Raw genomic sequence first — 15,070 nt, 5'->3', positions numbered from 1 at the left:
AAGTGATGTGTGCGAACAGCAAGTGATGTGTGCGAACAGAGGGGGAGACAGCGATGGCTGTCCGTCATGACCCGTCCCGTCCGGTCGACCGGCGCGTCCGGCTGCAGGGCCGTCCCGTCGACGCGTATCCGGCGCTGCCGCCGGAGACGGAACGCGGTTCGGTGCGCCGGATCACCGTGGTGGGGGAGGAGGTCCTGAGCCGGCCCTGCCGGGAGGTGACCGAGTTCGGGACGCCGGAGCTCTCGGCGTTGATCGACGACATGTTCCTGACGATGCACGTGGCCGACGGCGCCGGCCTCGCCGCCAACCAAGTCGGCGTCGATCTGCGGCTGTTCGTCTACGACTGCCCGGACGACGACGGGATCCGGCACGTCGGCCACATCGTCAACCCGGTCCTGGACCTGCCCGATCCGGGCAGCCGCCGGCTCGTCGACGACTCCGAGGGCTGCCTGTCCGTGCCGGGCGCGACCATGGACGTTCCCCGCACCGACCGCGCCGTCGTGCGGGGCTTCGACAAGGACGGCCACCCGCTCGTCATCGAGGGGACGGGGTACTTCGCCCGGTGCCTGCAGCACGAGAGCGATCACCTCGTCGGCCACACGTACCTCGACCGGCTCTCCAGGCGGGACCGCAGGGACGCGCTGCGGCAGATGGAGGGGCGGCGGGACGACGTCTTCGCGCGACGGGCGGTCAAGGCGGCCGAGTTGAGCGGGTGACGGCGCCTCGCCGCAGCCGGGCCGCCCTTCGGTAGGGACGGCCCGTAAAGCCGTCGGCAGACCGGGGGCCGGTCCGCCGACGGCCCGGATCAGTGGGCCGTTCTGGTGTTCCAGATGGCCTGGCTGCCGTCGTAGATCACGACGTTGCCGTCGTCCTGGACGACGAGCCGGGAGCCCGGGTGCCCCGCGGTCCTCGAGTTCCAGACCGCGAGGCCGGAGCGGGTGTAGACGACGAAGTTGCCGTCGGTCTGGAAGGCGGCCCGCCAACCCTGGTTGACGGTCGAGGAGTTCCAGCGAGCCCGGCCGAACTCATCGTAGACGACGAGGTTGCCGTCGGTCTGCATGACCAGGTTGGCCGTGTCGGAGCTCCAGGACTGGCCCCGCTCCAGCACGGCGGGCGCGTAGAGCACCTGAGTGGCCTTGATTCTTGCCGCGCTTGTGGCTCTTGTGTCGCTTGCCGAGGTGTGTGCGGACGGTGCGGCGCCGGCCTGGCCGGCGAGTGTCAGGGTGGCGAGTGTGACAACTGCGAGAAGTGCGCTGACCCTCTTCCTCATGGAGGGCCTCCTTTCGCCGAGTCGGTCGTCCACCGGCTGCCCGCCGGGGACGGCGGACCGAGTCTGCCACCGCGCGACTGGATGAAGGTTCGACGACTGCGGGATATGACGCGTTCGCATCGCTGCTTTGGCCAACTGACCACTGTGGACGCGGTATTGCTCGGATGTACCGTCCCTTCCCCGCCCCGGCGGGAGGCGTCCGCCCGCCGCGCGAGCCGGGCCGCGCGGCCGTCGGTACGGCCGTCGGTACGAGGAGGGGCCGGGCGGGCGCGCCCGGCGAAGGCCCGCCGAGCGCGCCGGCCCGCTCGCCACTTCACCCCTGGGAAACGCGCCGTCGCCATCCAGTCCCCCAGGGAAGGCCACTGCGTCGAGCTCGTCGCCCAACTCCCCGTGACCGTATGAGTGTTCAGCCCGAGCGGGCCGACGGAGTCATCGCCAACGTCCGCTGTCACGCCAGCTGGCCGCATCGCCGCGCACTGTTGTCCCTGCCGCCCCGACGGCGTGTCCGCCGGGGCGGCAGGGGGACGGGGTCCCCCGCTCGTCCGACACCGGTTCCCCCGCGCCGTAGGCTGTCCACCCGGCACCGTCCGGCCCGTACGGCGCCGAGACTGGAGAGGGACCAGTGAGAATGAGGCCGAGGAACGGGTACGGCGCATGCACCACGACATTGCCGACAGAGCGGTGGCCGCGATCGGCCGGCCCTCGTATCCCGCGCCGGCCGTCATCGCCCACCGGGCCGGCGGGTACGACATGCCCGAGAACACCCTCGCCGCCATCGACGCGGCCCTCGCACGGCACGTCGACATGGTGTGGCTCAGCGTCCAGGTCACCCGGGACGGCGTGCCCGTCCTGTACCGGCCCGCCGATCTCCGTGCCCTCACGGACGGCAGTGGCCGGGTCGCCGAGCACACCGCCGCCGACGTCACCCGCCTCAACGCCGGCCACGCCTTCCGCGACGGGCGCGGGAACCGCCCGTACCGGTCGTCCTCCGACGCGCGGCTCCGCCTGCCCCGCCTCGACGCCGCCCTGCGGTCCCTGCCCGCGGGCGTGCCCGTCGTCCTGGACCTGAAGTCGCCCCGCCCGCGACAGCCGGCGGCCGCGGTCGCCCGGGCGATGGACCGGCTCGAGGCGTCCGGCACCCCCGCCTGGGAACGCACCCTCTTCTACTCGACCCGCGCCGACGTCCTCGCCGCCGCCGGCCGGCACCCCCGCGCCAGGGCCTTCGAGAGCCGGGAAAGGACGCGGCGCCGGTTGCTGACCTGCCGCCTGACCGGGTGCTGTGCCGACCCGCCACGACCCGGCACCTGGGTGGGTTTCGAGCTGCGCCGCGACCTCCGCGTGATCGAGCACCTGACCCTCGGTGCCGAATCCTGCGCGGTGCCGGACGCCGCTCTGTGGGACCGGGACGCGATCTTGTGCTTCCGCCGCAGGGGAGCCGTCCGCGTCGTCCTGTTCGGGGTGAACACGCGGGCCGACCACCGGGCGGCTGCGGTGCTGGGCGCCGATGCCGTGCTCACCGACTCTCCACGGGCGCTCGGGCGGTGACGGGGCCGTCCTCGACCGGGAAGCGGTGAGCCTTCGCGTGTCCGGTGCCCCGGGCCCCGGGCCCGGTGAGGGAGCCGTCCCGGCGGCCCGATTCCGGCATGAGTGGAATGGCACGGCCGGGCGTTTTCCGCGCGGAGCCGCGGTCGGGCACCGTGAGGGGGCCGGCTCACCCGGGCGGCATCGTCACCACACGGACAAGAGGCCCGCACCATGCCGAAGGTTCTGATCACGACCGGCGACGCCGGTGAGGTCCTGGAGGTCCTCCACCCGTACTGGCGGCTCCAGGAGGAGGGCTACGAGGTGCACATCGCCGCCCCGTCCCGCAAGCGCCTGCAGTTCGTCGCCCATGACGGTGCCGCCGGGTTCGACACCTTCACCGAGAAGCCCGCCCACACCTGGCCCGGCGACGCCGCCTTCGGCGAGACCGACCCGGGCGACTACGAGGGGCTCGTGATCCCCGGCGGCCGCGCCCCGGAGTACCTCCGCCTCGACGAGGACTTCCGCCGCATCGTGCGCCACTTCTTCGACCGGGACAAGCCGGTGGCGCACATCTCCCACGCGGCCGTCGCGCTCGCCCCTCTCGGCGTCCTGGCCGGCCGGCGCACGACCTGCTGGCCCGCCTGCGCGCCCGACGTGCAGGCGGGGGCCGGCACCTTCGTGGACGAGCCCGTCGTCCTCGACGGCCGCATGGTCTCCGCCCAGGCATGGAACGCGCAGGCGCAGTGGATGCGCTGTTTCGTGGGACTGCTGGGAGACGGTGTCCCCGCCATGGCCTGAGCCGGCTCCGCGCCGCACCCGCCGCCCACCGGACGAGCCGCTGCGTTCGGCGGCGGGACCGACGACCACCAGCGAGAAAGAGGAATCATGACCCCGACCGTCACCCTGAACAACGGCGTACCGATGCCGCAGATCGGCTACGGCGTCTTCCAGATCCCCGACGCGGACGCGGCCACGGCCGTCGGCACCGCCCTGCGCGAGGGCTACCGCAGCGTGGACACCGCCGCGGTCTACGGCAACGAGGCGGGCACCGGCGCCGCCCTGGCCGCCTGCGGCATTCCCCGCGAGGACGTGTTCGTCACCACCAAGCTGTGGAACGGCGCCGGCACGACCTGGACCCGCGACCTCGTCCTGCGCGAGTTCGACGCCTCCCTCGCCCGCCTCGGCCTGGACCACGTGGACCTGTACCTGATCCACTGGCCGCACCCGATGCGCGACGACTACCTCACCATCTGGCGCGCGTTCGAGGAGATCGCCCGCAGCGGCCGGGCCCGGGCGATCGGCGTCAGCAACTTCCAGCCCGCACACCTGCGCAGGCTGATCGCCGAGACCGACACCGTTCCGGCCGTCAACCAGATCGAGCTGCACCCCTGGCTGCAGCAGACCGAACTGCGCTCCCTGCACGCCGAATCGGGCATCGTGACCGAGGCGTGGTCGCCGCTCGGCCAGGGCAAGCTGCTGGACGCCCCGGCCCTCGCGAAGATCGCGGCCAAGCACGGCCGGACCCCTGCCCAGATCGTGCTGCGCTGGCACCTGCAGCTCGGCAACGTCGTCATCCCCAAGTCGGCCACGCCCTCCCGCATCCGTGAGAACTTCGACGTCCTGGGCTTCACACTGGACCAGGAGGACCTCGCCGCGCTGGCCGCGCTGGACAACGGCACCCGGCTGGGCCCCGACCCGGACACCTTCGACGCGAGCTGACCGCGCTTTCCCTCCAAGCCCCACCTCACACCCACCAGCCGAAAGAAAGATCATGATCTTCATCACCGTCAAGTTCCCCGTGCGTCCCGAGCGCAGTGAGCAGTGGCTCGAGCTCGTCAACGACTTCACCCAGGCCACGCGGGCCGAGCCCGGCAACCTGTTCTACGAGTGGTCCCGCAGCGTGGACGACCCGAACGAGTTCGTCCTCGTGGAGGGTTTCCGGGACGCCGAGGCGGGCCGGGTCCACGTGGAGTCCGCGCACTTCAAGAAGGCCATGGAGGACATGTCCTACGCGATCACCGAGAAGCCGAAGATCGTCAGCGTCGAGATCCCGGACCGCCAGGGCTGGGACCTGATGGGAGAGCTGTCTCCGCGCGAGGTCTGACGCCCCCCCCGCGGCGGAGAGGGGGAGGGTCACCGGCCCCCGCCGACCGGGGCCGGTGATCGGCCCGATCCGGACACAGGCACACTGGAGGGCGGGGAACGGCAGGGAAAGGAACAGGTGCCATGCCAGGTCGGACCGGTCCGCGGGCGGCGGACCGCACCCTCGAGGTGCTGGAGATCGTCGCCCAGGCGGCTGCCCCGGTGTCGGCGAAGGCACTGGCCCGCAGCCTCGGCTGCGCCCTGTCCACCGTCTACACCCTGCTCACCCCCCTCACCGAGCGCGGATACCTGGTGCGCACCGACGGCGGTTACGCGCTCGGCTACCGGATACCCGCCCTGCACCGCTCGTTCCAGAACCAGATGGGCCTGGACGACGGCATCCACGGGCTGCTGACGCGCCTGCGGCATGCCGCCCGCGCCTCGGCCAACTACGTGGCCTTCCAGGGCGACGGCCTGCTGGTCGCGGACGTCAGGACGGTGGCCGTCGACGGCGAGGAACGCCCCGACCTCGCCGTCGGCGTCGATCCGCGCACCCACGCCTGGGCGCACGGCAAGATCGCCCTGGCCTCCACGGGGGCGGCGGCCCGGCGCCGCTACCTCGAGGAACCCGGACTGCGCCGGTTCACCCCGCGCACGATCGCCTCCACCGAGCAACTCGACGGGGAACTGCGCCGGATCCGCAGGACCGGGGTCGCCCTGGACATCGAAGAGGCCCAGGAAGGGCTGGCCTGTCTGGCGTCGCCCGTGCTGGGTGCGGACGGGACGGTGATCGGCTCGGTCTCCCTGTGCGTCCGCCCGGACGACCTCCGCGCCCGCCGGCAGGAGCTGATCACCACCGTGCGGCAGGCGGCCCAGGAGGCCACGCAGGCCAACCGGCGCTGACGACGCCGCGGGCCGGGACATCGTCGGCGGGACTCGACCGTACGGCGTCGGCACCCGCGGACAGGGTCCTGTCCGGGTGGAGTGCGCTCTCCTCGTCCGCTCCTCGTCCGCCCTTCATCCGCCCTTCATCCGCTCCTCGTCCGCCGGAACCGCCGAAAGGAACCCCCGTCATGTCGGCCACGCCCGTCACCGAACGCTCCGTCACCCCGCCGATCACACGGTTCGGCCTGGGCACGGCCGCGGTCGGGCGGCCCGGCTACATCACGCTCGGCCGCGACCTCGACCTGCCGGCCGGGCGTACCGTCGAGGCCCTGCGCGAGCGGACGCACACACTGCTCGACACCGCCTACGCGGCGGGAGTGCGCTACTTCGACACCGCGCGCTCCTACGGCCGCGCCGAGGAGTTCCTCGCCGAGTGGCTGACGGCCCGGGCCGAGGCCGCGGCCGACGTCGTGGTGGGCGGCAAGTGGGGCTACACCTACACCGCCGGCTGGCGCGTCTCGGGAGTGCCCGTGCACGAGGTCAAGGAGCATTCGACGGCGGTGTTCGACCGTCAGATCGCAGAGACCAGGGCGCTGCTGGGCCGCCGCTTGAACGTGTACCTGGTGCACTCCGTCACCCCGGACAGCCCGGCGCTCACCGACCCCGCGCTGCACGCCCGCCTCGCGGAGCTCGCGGCCGACGGCGTCCGGGTCGGCCTGTCGACCAGCGGGCCGGGCCAGGCCCGGACCATCCGCGCCGCGCTGGAGGTCACGGTCGACGGCCGGCCGCTGTTCGGCGCCGTCCAGGCCACCTGGAACCTGCTGGAGCCGTCCGCCGCCCCGGCGCTGGCCGAGGCGCACGCGGCGGGATGGCTGGTGGTGGTGAAGGAGGCCATGGCCAACGGCCGCCTCGCCGGCCGCAACGCCACCGGCCCCGGCACCGCCGCACTGCGCGCCGTGGCGTCCCGCACCGGCGACGCGTGCGACGCCGTCGCGCTGGCCGCGGCCGCCGCCCAGCCCTGGGCGGACATCGTGCTCTCCGGCGCGGCCACCCCCGGACAGCTGACCTCCAACCTCGCCGCCGCCGACGTCGGCGTCACGCCGAGCGCCCTGGCCGAGCTCGCCCCGCTCGCCGAGCCGGCGGAGACCTACTGGCGCACCCGCGCCGCGCTGCCCTGGGCGTGAGCCGGTCTCCCCGGCGATCGGCCTGCATGACCCGGGAGTTGAGAGTTCAGCCGAACGCGTGCGCATGACCGGAGAACCGCTTCCGGCATACCCGGGTGTCGGCCCGCGTCCCCCGGCGGAACGCGCCACGCGGGCGGATCGCCTGCCCTGAGCCGGTCCGGGACGAAGGCACTTCGGCAGCCGCCCTCTCCTCCCCCGGAAGGCTTCCCGTGAGGGGGGAGCCCGTCACCCGCCCCCCGCCATCAGCCGGTACCCCCGCTTCGTCACCGTCCCCACCAGATGCCCGTACGGCCCCAGCGCCGTGCGCAGCCGCCCCACCGCCGCCTCCACCGCGTGTTCGTCCGGGCGGCGGCGGGACGGGCCCGGCCAGGCGCGGCGCAGGAGTTCGGCGCGGCTGAGGACCGCGCCGGGGCGGTCGGCCAGGGCGGAGAGGACGGCGGCGGGGAGCGGGGGGAGACGGAAGACGGCGTCGGTGGTGAGGACTGCGGTGCCCTGGAGGGTCAACAGGCCTGCGGGGGTGACCAGTTCGCGGCGGTGACGGCGGATCAGTTCGCGGGTGAGGGTGCGGACGAGGGACCCCAGACGGCCCCGGTCCGGCCAGACGCAGGGGACGCCGGCCGACAGCAACGGGCGGGCGCAGACAGGGCCGATGCACGCCGGGAGGACGTCGTGGCGCAGGGCGGCGAGGAGTTCCTCGCGGCCGGCGGCGGCCAGGAACGCCTCGATGGCGGGGGCGCTGGTGAACGGGAGGGCGTGCACCTCGCGGCGCAGCGTCCGCTCCGCGAGGCGGCGCACGGCGTACGGGTCCTCCGGCGGGCCCCAGCGGTAGACGGGGACCTCCACGACGGAGGCCCCCTGCCGGCGCAGCGCCGCGACGAACTCCGTCAGCGGTGCGCCGTGTTCCTGCACCGCGACGCGGCGGCCGCGCAGGTCGCGGGCGAGGAGCCAGGCGAGGACCTCGTCGAGGGCCTCCGAGCCGGGGGCGTACCCCTCGCGCAGCCCGCAGGCGCGCAGCGCACCCGTCGTCTTGGGGCCGCGGCTGATCAGGACGGCCCCGCGGCAGGCCGCGAGCAGCGGTTCACCCGCGCCCCAGTCCTCCGCCGCGCTGACCCAGGCGCGCCAGCCGACGCCCGTGGTGGCCACGACGTAGTCGAGTCCGCCGGCCAGGCACGCCTCGGTGGCCGCGCGCAGCAGGACGTCGTCGGCCAGCGGCACGATGCGCATGGCGGGAGCCACCACCACCTCGGCGCCGCGGCGGTGCAGCAGCGCGGCGAGTTCGTCGCGGCGCCGGTCCGCCGTCACGCCCACGGTGAAGCCGGTCAGCGGCGGCGGTCCCGGTGTCGTACTTCCCATGATGCGAGGCTCGCGGATCGGCGTTAAGGCGCTGTTGCGGCAGGATCACGGGACCGTGAGCTCCGCCACCGCTCTGGTGCGGACATGTGTCGTCCACCTCACAACAGGCCCGGCCGCGCGTGTGCACGACGTGAGGAGGCGGCAACGCGGGCGTCGCACGACGGTAACGGGGACCGCCGACGCTGCTGGCATGACGGGAACGACCTCCACGGACACCCACTGCCCCTACTGCGCGCTCCAGTGCGGCATGCGGCTGCACCCCGTCCGGCCGCGGCGCCCGGACGAGCCCGCCGTCGAGGTGGGCGAGCGCCCGGACTTCCCGGTCAACCGGGGAGCCCTGTGCGGCAAGGGCCGCTCGGCCGCCGCCGTCCTCGCCCGGCCCGCCCGCCTGACGGAGCCGCTGGTGCGCGACGCGCGCACCGGCACCCTGCGCCCGGCGACCTGGGGCGAGGCGCTCGACCGGGCCGCGCGCGGGTTCGCGGAGACCGGTGAACGGTACGGGCGCGACGCCGTCGGCGTCTTCGGCGGCGGCGGGCTCACCAACGAAAAGGCGTACCTGCTCGGCAAGTTCGCCCGCGTCGCGCTGCGCACCCCGCACATCGACTACAACGGCCGGTTCTGCATGTCGTCCGCCGCGACGGCCCAGCGCGCGGCCTTCGGGCTCGACCGCGGGCTGCCGTTCCCCCTGGAGGACGTCGCGCGGACCGGCTGCGTCCTGCTGGCCGGCAGCAACCTCGCCGACACCATGCCGCCCGCCCTGCGCTACCTGCGCGAGCAGCGGGAGGCCGGCGGCCGGCTGATCGTCGTCGACCCGCGCCGCACCCGCACCGCCGACGACGCCGACCTGCACCTGCGTCCGGCCCCCGGCACGGACCTCGCGCTCGCCCTCGCCCTCCTCCACCTGGTGATCGCCGAGGGACGGGTGGACGAGAAGTTCGTCGCCGCCCGCACCGCCGGCTACGCGCACGCCCGCGCCGCCGCCATGGCCCACTGGCCCGAACGGGCCGAACGCATCACCGGCGTACCGGTGGCCGCGATGCGGCAGGCGGTGGCCATGTTCTGCGACGCCACCGGCGGCATGGTCCTCACGGCGCGCGGCAGCGAGCAGCACAGCAAGGGCGTCGACACCGTCGGCGCCTGGATCAACCTCTGCCTCGCCACCGGCCGCGCCGGCCGCCCCCTCAGCGGATACGGCTGCCTGACCGGACAGGGCAACGGACAGGGCGGACGCGAACACGGCCAGAAGTCCGACCAGTTGCCCGGCTACCGCTCCATCACCGACCCCGAAGCGCGGGACCACGTGGCCCGGGTGTGGGGCGTGGACCCCGAATCCCTTCCCGGGCCCGGGCGCAGCGCCTACGAGCTCCTCGACTCGCTCGGTACGGACGGCGGCGTGCGCGCCCTGCTGCTCATGGGGTCCAACCCCGTCGTCTCCGCCCCGCACGCCGGTCATGTCACCGAACGCATAAGGGCGTTGGGCCACCTCGTCGTCTGCGACGTCGTCCTCTCCGAGACCGCCGAACTCGCCGACGTCGTCCTGCCCACCGCCCAATGGGCCGAGGAGGACGGCACGATGACCAACCTGGAGGGCCGGGTGATCCTGCGTCAGGCGGCCGTCGACCCGCCGCCGGGCGTGCGGACGGACCTCGCCGTCCTGCGCGCGCTCGCCGCGCGGCTCGGCCGTGACGGCGGCTTCCCGGACGCCGCCGAGGAGGTCTTCGACGAGCTCCGCGCCGCGTCCGCGGGCGGCCGGGCCGACTACTCCGGCATCAGCTACGCCCGGATCCGGGCCGAGGACGGCGTCTTCTGGCCCTGCCCCGAACCCGGACACCCCGGCACCCCCCGGCTGTTCCTCGACCGCTTCGCCACGGCGGACGGCCGCGCCCGCTTCGCGGACGTCTCCCACCGGCCCGCCGCCGAGGAGCCGGACGCGCGCTACCCGCTGCGGCTCACCACCGGGCGGGTCCTCGCCCAGTACCAGAGCGGCGCCCAGACGCGCCGCACCCCCGAGCTGCAACGGGCGGCACCCGGGCCGTTCGTCGAACTGCATCCGCGGCTGGCCGCCCGACTGGGCGTCACCGACGGGGAGTTGGTGACCGTCACCAGCCGGCGCGGGCAGGTCGTCGCGCCGGCCGTGGTGACGGGGACGATCCGGCCCGACACCGTCTTCATGCCCTTCCACTGGCCGGGGCCCGGCCGGGCCAACACACTCACCAACCCGGCCCTCGACCCGGTCTCCCGGATGCCCGAGTTCAAGGTCTGCGCGGTACGCGTGGAGCGGGCGGGGGAGGGGGCGGCATGAGCGGCGGCGCACGGCGCGTGGCCGTCGTCGGGGCCGGCATGGCCGCCGCCCGCTTCGCCTCGCGGCTCCTCGGACTCGCGCCGCCGGGTGGTGTGGAGGTCACGCTGTACGGGGACGAGCCGTGCGGCCCGTACAACAGGGCGCTGCTGACCGGCGCGTTGCGGGGACGGCCCGCGCCCGGGGAACTCGGGCTGCCGACGGGCGGGGCGACGGTGAGCACGGGGACGGAGGTCGTCGCCGTCGACGTGGCCGCCCGCACGCTGCGCACGGCGTGCGGCGTGACCGCTCCGTACGACGTGCTGGTGCTGGCCACCGGGGCCGGGCCCGTGCTGCCCGAGCTGGCGGGGCCCCTGCCGCGGGCCGGGGTCCACCGGCTGCGGACCCTCGCCGACCGCGGGCGGCTCGCCGCCGACGTCCGCACCGCGCGGACGGTCGTCGTCGTGGGCGGCGGCGTCCTCGGCGTCGGCGCCGCGCAGGCCCTCGCCGGGCGCGGAACGACCGTGCACCTCGCGCACCGGTCGCCCCGGCTGCTGGCCCGGCACCTGGACGCGGGGGCGGCCGCGACGGTGCGGCGCGCGCTGGAGGCGGCGGGCGTGGTCGTGCACGCCGCGCCCGTCGTACGGCTCCTCGGCGACGAACGCGTCACCGGCGCCGAACTCGCCGACGGCAGCCTGCTGGACGCGGGCGCGGCGGTACTGGCCTGCGGGGTCCGGCCCCGTACCGGGTTGGCCCGGGCGGCGGGGCTGAAGGTCGCGGACGGTGTGGTCGTGGACGACGCGCTGGCCGCGAGCGCGCCGGGTGTGTACGCGATCGGGGACTGCGCCGAGCACCGCGGAGCCGTCCACGGCCGGGCCGAGGCGGCCTGGGCCCAGGCGGACGCGCTGGCCGCGCGGCTCTCGGGCGCGGAACCGGAGGCGGTGTGCGGTGACATGCTCCCGTATCTGCGGCTGAGCGCGGGGGAGTTGGAGGTCGCTGCGTTCGGGGACTCGGCGGGGGAGGGGACGGGGGCGGTGGTGCTGGCGGATGCGAGGGATGGGACGTATCGGAAGTTGGTGTTGCGGGGGGATGTGGTGGTGGGGGCGGTGTTGGTGGGGGATGTGGGGATGGTGGGGGAGGTGGGGGATGTGGTGGCTCGGGGGGATGGGGTGGAGGGGGATGCTGTGCGGTTGTTGTTATCGGGGGGTTGAGCCGCACCCCGCCCTTTCACCGTTTCCCCGGGGCAAGCCCCCGTGCACCCTTCGGGGCTCCGCCCCGGAAAGGGGCCTGGGGGCCGAGCCCCAGGAGCGGGGGCCAGGGGCGGAGCCCCGGCGGGGTGCGGGGGCGGAGCCCCGCCCCACCGTGCGGAGCGCGGCCCGCGCGACCGCCTCACCGCGCGCCTGGTGCTCCGTCGGCACCAGGTTCCGCCCCGCGGGTTCCGAAGGGGCGCAGCTCCTGCGGAAACGGTGAAAGTGGGGGTGCCCCCTCTGGGGGAGGGACCGGGGCCAACCCCCATCCCACCCCATCCCACCCCAACGCGACCACAACGAAAGGGAACCCGCCCCATGACCCGCAAACCCCGCCTCGTCCTCGTCGGCCACGGCATGATCGGCCAGCACTTCCTCCAGACACTCACCCGCCGCACCCCCGACCACCCCTTCCACATCACCGTCCTCGCCGAAGAACCCCGCCCCGCCTACGACCGCGTCCACCTCACCTCCCTCTTCTCCGGCACCACGGAGGAGGAACTCGCCCTCTGGACAACCGAGTTCGCCGACGAGGCGCCCGGCATCGACCTCCGGCTCGGCGACCCCGTCACCGCCGTCGACCGCGCCGCCCGCACGGTCACCACCCGCTCCGGGGCGACCGTCGGCTACGACACGCTCGTCCTGGCCACCGGCTCCCGCCCCTTCGTCCCGCCCGTCGAAGGGCACGACACGCCCGGGTGCTTCGTCTACCGGACCGTCGACGACGTCAACGCCGTACGCGCCCGCGCCGAGAACGCGAAGGCCGGTGTCGTCGTCGGCGGCGGACTCCTCGGACTGGAGGCGGCCGGCGCGCTGCACGCCATGGGGCTGGTCACCCACGTCGTCGAGTTCACGCCCCGGCTGATGGCCGCCCAGGTGGACGACGGCGGCGGCAGCGCCCTGCGGCGCAGGATCGAGCAGCTCGGCGTCGTCGTCCACACCGGCGTCGCCGCCCGCACCGTCGAGGCGGGCGAGGACGGCGGCGTCCGCCGCATGACCCTCACCGACGGCACGACGATCGACTGCGACCTGGTCGTCTTCTCCGCCGGCGTCCGCCCCCGCGACGACCTCGCCCGCGCCTGCGGACTGCCGGTCGGCGAGCGCGGCGGCATCGTCGTCGACAAGGGCTGCCGCACCGCCGACCCCAGGATCCACGCCATCGGCGAGTGCGCGCTCACCAGCGACGGCAAGGTGCACGGCCTCGTCGCCCCCGGCTACGCCATGGCCGAGGCGGCAGCCGGGCAAATCACCGGCGGCAGCGGTGAGTTCACCGGCGCGTACCCCGCCGCCAGCCTCAAGCTCCTCGGCGTCGACGTGGCCGGCTTCGGCGACGCCCACGCCACCGGGGAGGACGCCCTGGAGGTGACCTACGCCAACAGCCGCGACGACGTCTACAAGAAGCTGCTGCTCACCCCCGACGGCCGACTCCTCGGCGGCGTCCTCGTCGGCGACACCACCGCCTACGACGTGCTGCGCCCGCTCGCCGCCGCCGGCGCCCCCCTCACCACCCCGCCCGAACAGCTCCTCCTGCCGCCGGACGCCGCGTCCGGCGCGCCGGCCGGCCCCGCGGCCCTGCCCGACGAGGCCCTCATCTGCTCCTGCCACCACGTCACCAAGGGCACCATCCGCGAGGCGATCACCGAGCAGGGCTGCACGGACGTCCGCGCCGTCAAGCGCCGCACCCACGCCGGCACCGGCTGCGGCTCCTGCACCGGACTGATCGGCAAGCTCCTCGACAGCACGCTGGGCGAGAGCGGCGCGCCCGTCGCCAAGGGGCTGTGCGAACACTTCCCCCAGACCCGCCCCGAACTCTTCGAGATCGTCCGCACCACCGGCATCACCACCTTCTCCCGCCTCATCGACCGGCACGGCAGCGGCGGCGACGGCTGCGACATCTGCAAACCCGCCGTCGCCTCCATCCTCGCCACCCTCAACCCCCGCCTGGGCAACTCCGTCCACATCCTCGACGGCGAACAGGCCGCCCTCCAGGACACCAACGACCACTTCCTCGCCAACCTCCAGCGCAACGGCTCCTACTCCGTCGTCCCCCGCATCCCCGCCGGCGAGATCACCCCCGAGGGACTCATCACCATCGGCGAGATCGCCCGCGACTTCGGCCTCTACACCAAGATCACCGGCGGGCAGCGGATCGACATGTTCGGCGCCACCGTCGACCAGCTCCCGCACATCTGGCGCCGCCTCGTCGACGCCGGCTTCGAGTCCGGCCACGCCTACGGCAAGGCCCTGCGCACCGTGAAGTCCTGCGTGGGCACGGACTGGTGCCGCTTCGGCGTCCAGGACTCCGTCGCCCTCGCCATCGAACTCGAACTGCGCTACCGGGGACTGCGCTCCCCGCACAAGATCAAGGCCGCCGTCAGCGGTTGCGCCCGCGAATGCGCCGAGGCACGCGGCAAGGACTTCGGCGTCATCGCCACCTCCGCCGGCTGGAACCTCTACGTGGGCGGCAACGGCGGCATGACCCCCCGCCACGCCGGCCTCCTGCTCGCCGACGCCGACCACGACACCCTCGTCCGCACCGTCGACCGCTTCCTGATGTTCTACGTCAGCACCGCCGACCGCCTGGAGCGCACCGCCCCCTGGATCGAACGCATGGAAGGCGGCCTCGACCACCTGCGGTCCGTCCTGGTCGACGACGCGCTCGGCATCTGCGCCGACCTCGACGCCCTGATGGCCCGTCACATCGACACCTACGAGGACGAATGGCGCGCCACCCTCGACGACCCCGAACGACTGCGCCGCTTCGTCTCGTTCGTCAACGCCCCCGGCACCCCCGACCCCACCGTGCGCTTCGTCACCGAACGCGGGCAGATCCGCCCGGCACCCGTACTCCTGCCGGTCCCCACCGGGGCGGTGGCCCGGTGACCGCCGCCGTGCTCACCGTCGAGATCGACGTGGGCTCCGGCTGGACGCCCGTGTGCCGCTACGACGACCTGGTCCCCGGCCGCGGCGCCGCCGCCCTCGTCGACGGCCGGCAGGTCGCGCTCTTCCGCGACCGCGCCGGAACGGTGTACGCGGTGGGCAACCACGACCCGTTCAGCGGCGCCCACGTGATCTCGCGCGGTCTCCTCGGCACCCGCGAGGGCGCGCCCGTGGTCATCTCGCCCATGCACAAGCAGGCGTTCGACCTGCGGTCGGGCCGCTGCCCGGACGAACCCGAGGGGCCCGACGGCAACCCGGTCCAACTGCCCGTGTGGCCCGTGCGTTTGACCACCGCTCACTGAAACCG

General features: G+C 74.3%; 13 protein-coding genes. 11 read left to right on the top strand and 2 right to left on the bottom strand.

What is annotated here, in order from left to right; translation table 11 throughout:
• Nucleotides 1-53: 53 nt before the first annotated feature.
• Complete coding sequence (def, locus tag I5Q34_RS25795) at nucleotides 54-716, top strand: peptide deformylase (protein WP_199894812.1); 663 nt, start codon at nucleotides 54-56, stop codon at nucleotides 714-716.
• An 89-nt stretch (nucleotides 717-805) separates the two neighbouring features.
• On the opposite strand, the gene I5Q34_RS25790 is transcribed toward def, so the two are convergent.
• The gene (locus I5Q34_RS25790; protein WP_199894811.1) at nucleotides 806-1,126 is read right to left on the bottom strand and encodes a hypothetical protein; all 321 of its coding nucleotides are present in this window, start codon (nucleotides 1,124-1,126) and stop codon (nucleotides 806-808) included.
• 798 nt (nucleotides 1,127-1,924) lie between these two features.
• Here I5Q34_RS25790 and I5Q34_RS25785 point away from each other — a divergent pair.
• From I5Q34_RS25785 to I5Q34_RS25760, 6 genes are all read left to right on the top strand, one after another.
• On the top strand, nucleotides 1,925-2,815 hold the full coding sequence (locus I5Q34_RS25785) for a glycerophosphodiester phosphodiesterase family protein (RefSeq protein ID WP_199894810.1): 891 nt from the start codon (nucleotides 1,925-1,927) through the stop codon (nucleotides 2,813-2,815).
• A 210-nt stretch (nucleotides 2,816-3,025) separates the two neighbouring features.
• Nucleotides 3,026-3,592, top strand: coding sequence for a DJ-1/PfpI family protein (locus I5Q34_RS25780; protein ID WP_199894809.1), 567 nt, complete (start codon nucleotides 3,026-3,028; stop codon nucleotides 3,590-3,592).
• Nucleotides 3,593-3,679: 87 nt separating this feature from the next.
• Nucleotides 3,680-4,513, top strand: a complete 834-nt coding sequence (locus I5Q34_RS25775) for an aldo/keto reductase (RefSeq protein WP_199894808.1) — start codon at nucleotides 3,680-3,682, stop codon at nucleotides 4,511-4,513.
• A gap of 52 nt (nucleotides 4,514-4,565) precedes the next feature.
• Nucleotides 4,566-4,898, top strand: a complete 333-nt coding sequence (locus I5Q34_RS25770) for a putative quinol monooxygenase (protein WP_199894807.1) — start codon at nucleotides 4,566-4,568, stop codon at nucleotides 4,896-4,898.
• A gap of 122 nt (nucleotides 4,899-5,020) precedes the next feature.
• Complete coding sequence (locus tag I5Q34_RS25765) at nucleotides 5,021-5,779, top strand: IclR family transcriptional regulator (RefSeq protein ID WP_199894806.1); 759 nt, start codon at nucleotides 5,021-5,023, stop codon at nucleotides 5,777-5,779.
• A gap of 170 nt (nucleotides 5,780-5,949) precedes the next feature.
• On the top strand, nucleotides 5,950-6,945 hold the full coding sequence (locus I5Q34_RS25760) for an aldo/keto reductase (protein WP_199894805.1): 996 nt from the start codon (nucleotides 5,950-5,952) through the stop codon (nucleotides 6,943-6,945).
• 225 nt (nucleotides 6,946-7,170) lie between these two features.
• Here the strand turns inward: I5Q34_RS25760 and I5Q34_RS25755 are convergent, their stop codons facing one another.
• Entirely contained in the window at nucleotides 7,171-8,298 is a 1,128-nt protein-coding gene (locus I5Q34_RS25755) for a uroporphyrinogen-III synthase (protein ID WP_199894804.1), read from the bottom strand.
• Between the two features lie 190 nt (nucleotides 8,299-8,488).
• Between I5Q34_RS25755 and I5Q34_RS25750 the strand changes: the two genes are divergently transcribed.
• The 4 genes from I5Q34_RS25750 to nirD all read left to right on the top strand — a co-directional run bounded on the left by I5Q34_RS25750 (nucleotide 8,489) and on the right by nirD (nucleotide 15,065).
• Nucleotides 8,489-10,600: a molybdopterin oxidoreductase family protein gene (locus I5Q34_RS25750; protein WP_199894803.1), complete on the top strand. Its 2,112-nt coding sequence runs from the start codon at nucleotides 8,489-8,491 to the stop codon at nucleotides 10,598-10,600.
• The gene (locus I5Q34_RS25745) at nucleotides 10,597-11,787 is read left to right on the top strand and encodes an NAD(P)/FAD-dependent oxidoreductase (protein ID WP_199894802.1); all 1,191 of its coding nucleotides are present in this window, start codon (nucleotides 10,597-10,599) and stop codon (nucleotides 11,785-11,787) included. Before I5Q34_RS25750 ends, I5Q34_RS25745 begins: the two co-directional genes overlap by 4 nt.
• Before the next feature lie 354 nt (nucleotides 11,788-12,141).
• Nucleotides 12,142-14,706, top strand: coding sequence for a nitrite reductase large subunit NirB (gene nirB / locus I5Q34_RS25740; RefSeq protein WP_199894801.1), 2,565 nt, complete (start codon nucleotides 12,142-12,144; stop codon nucleotides 14,704-14,706).
• Nucleotides 14,703-15,065: a nitrite reductase small subunit NirD gene (gene nirD / locus I5Q34_RS25735; protein ID WP_199894800.1), complete on the top strand. Its 363-nt coding sequence runs from the start codon at nucleotides 14,703-14,705 to the stop codon at nucleotides 15,063-15,065. The genes nirB and nirD overlap by 4 nt, the downstream gene beginning before the upstream one ends.
• Nucleotides 15,066-15,070: the final 5 nt, after the last annotated feature.

The sequence above is a fragment of the Streptomyces sp. AV19 genome (assembly GCF_015999245.1).
Taxonomy (GTDB): domain Bacteria; phylum Actinomycetota; class Actinomycetes; order Streptomycetales; family Streptomycetaceae; genus Streptomyces.
This window is presented reverse-complemented; position numbering and strand designations above follow the sequence as displayed.

Excerpts from the sequence above, each read along its gene's own strand:
- def (WP_199894812.1), top strand. The coding sequence starts at position 54 with ATGGCTGTCCGTCATGACCCGTCCCGTCCGGTCGACCGGCGCGTCCGG.
- I5Q34_RS25785 (WP_199894810.1), top strand. The coding sequence starts at position 1,925 with ATGCACCACGACATTGCCGACAGAGCGGTGGCCGCGATCGGCCGGCCC.
- I5Q34_RS25780 (WP_199894809.1), top strand. The coding sequence starts at position 3,026 with ATGCCGAAGGTTCTGATCACGACCGGCGACGCCGGTGAGGTCCTGGAG.
- I5Q34_RS25775 (WP_199894808.1), top strand. The coding sequence starts at position 3,680 with ATGACCCCGACCGTCACCCTGAACAACGGCGTACCGATGCCGCAGATC.
- I5Q34_RS25770 (WP_199894807.1), top strand. The coding sequence starts at position 4,566 with ATGATCTTCATCACCGTCAAGTTCCCCGTGCGTCCCGAGCGCAGTGAG.
- I5Q34_RS25765 (WP_199894806.1), top strand. The coding sequence starts at position 5,021 with ATGCCAGGTCGGACCGGTCCGCGGGCGGCGGACCGCACCCTCGAGGTG.
- I5Q34_RS25760 (WP_199894805.1), top strand. The coding sequence starts at position 5,950 with ATGTCGGCCACGCCCGTCACCGAACGCTCCGTCACCCCGCCGATCACA.
- I5Q34_RS25755 (WP_199894804.1), bottom strand. The coding sequence starts at position 8,298 with ATGGGAAGTACGACACCGGGACCGCCGCCGCTGACCGGCTTCACCGTG.
- I5Q34_RS25750 (WP_199894803.1), top strand. The coding sequence starts at position 8,489 with ATGACGGGAACGACCTCCACGGACACCCACTGCCCCTACTGCGCGCTC.
- I5Q34_RS25745 (WP_199894802.1), top strand. The coding sequence starts at position 10,597 with ATGAGCGGCGGCGCACGGCGCGTGGCCGTCGTCGGGGCCGGCATGGCC.
- nirB (WP_199894801.1), top strand. The coding sequence starts at position 12,142 with ATGACCCGCAAACCCCGCCTCGTCCTCGTCGGCCACGGCATGATCGGC.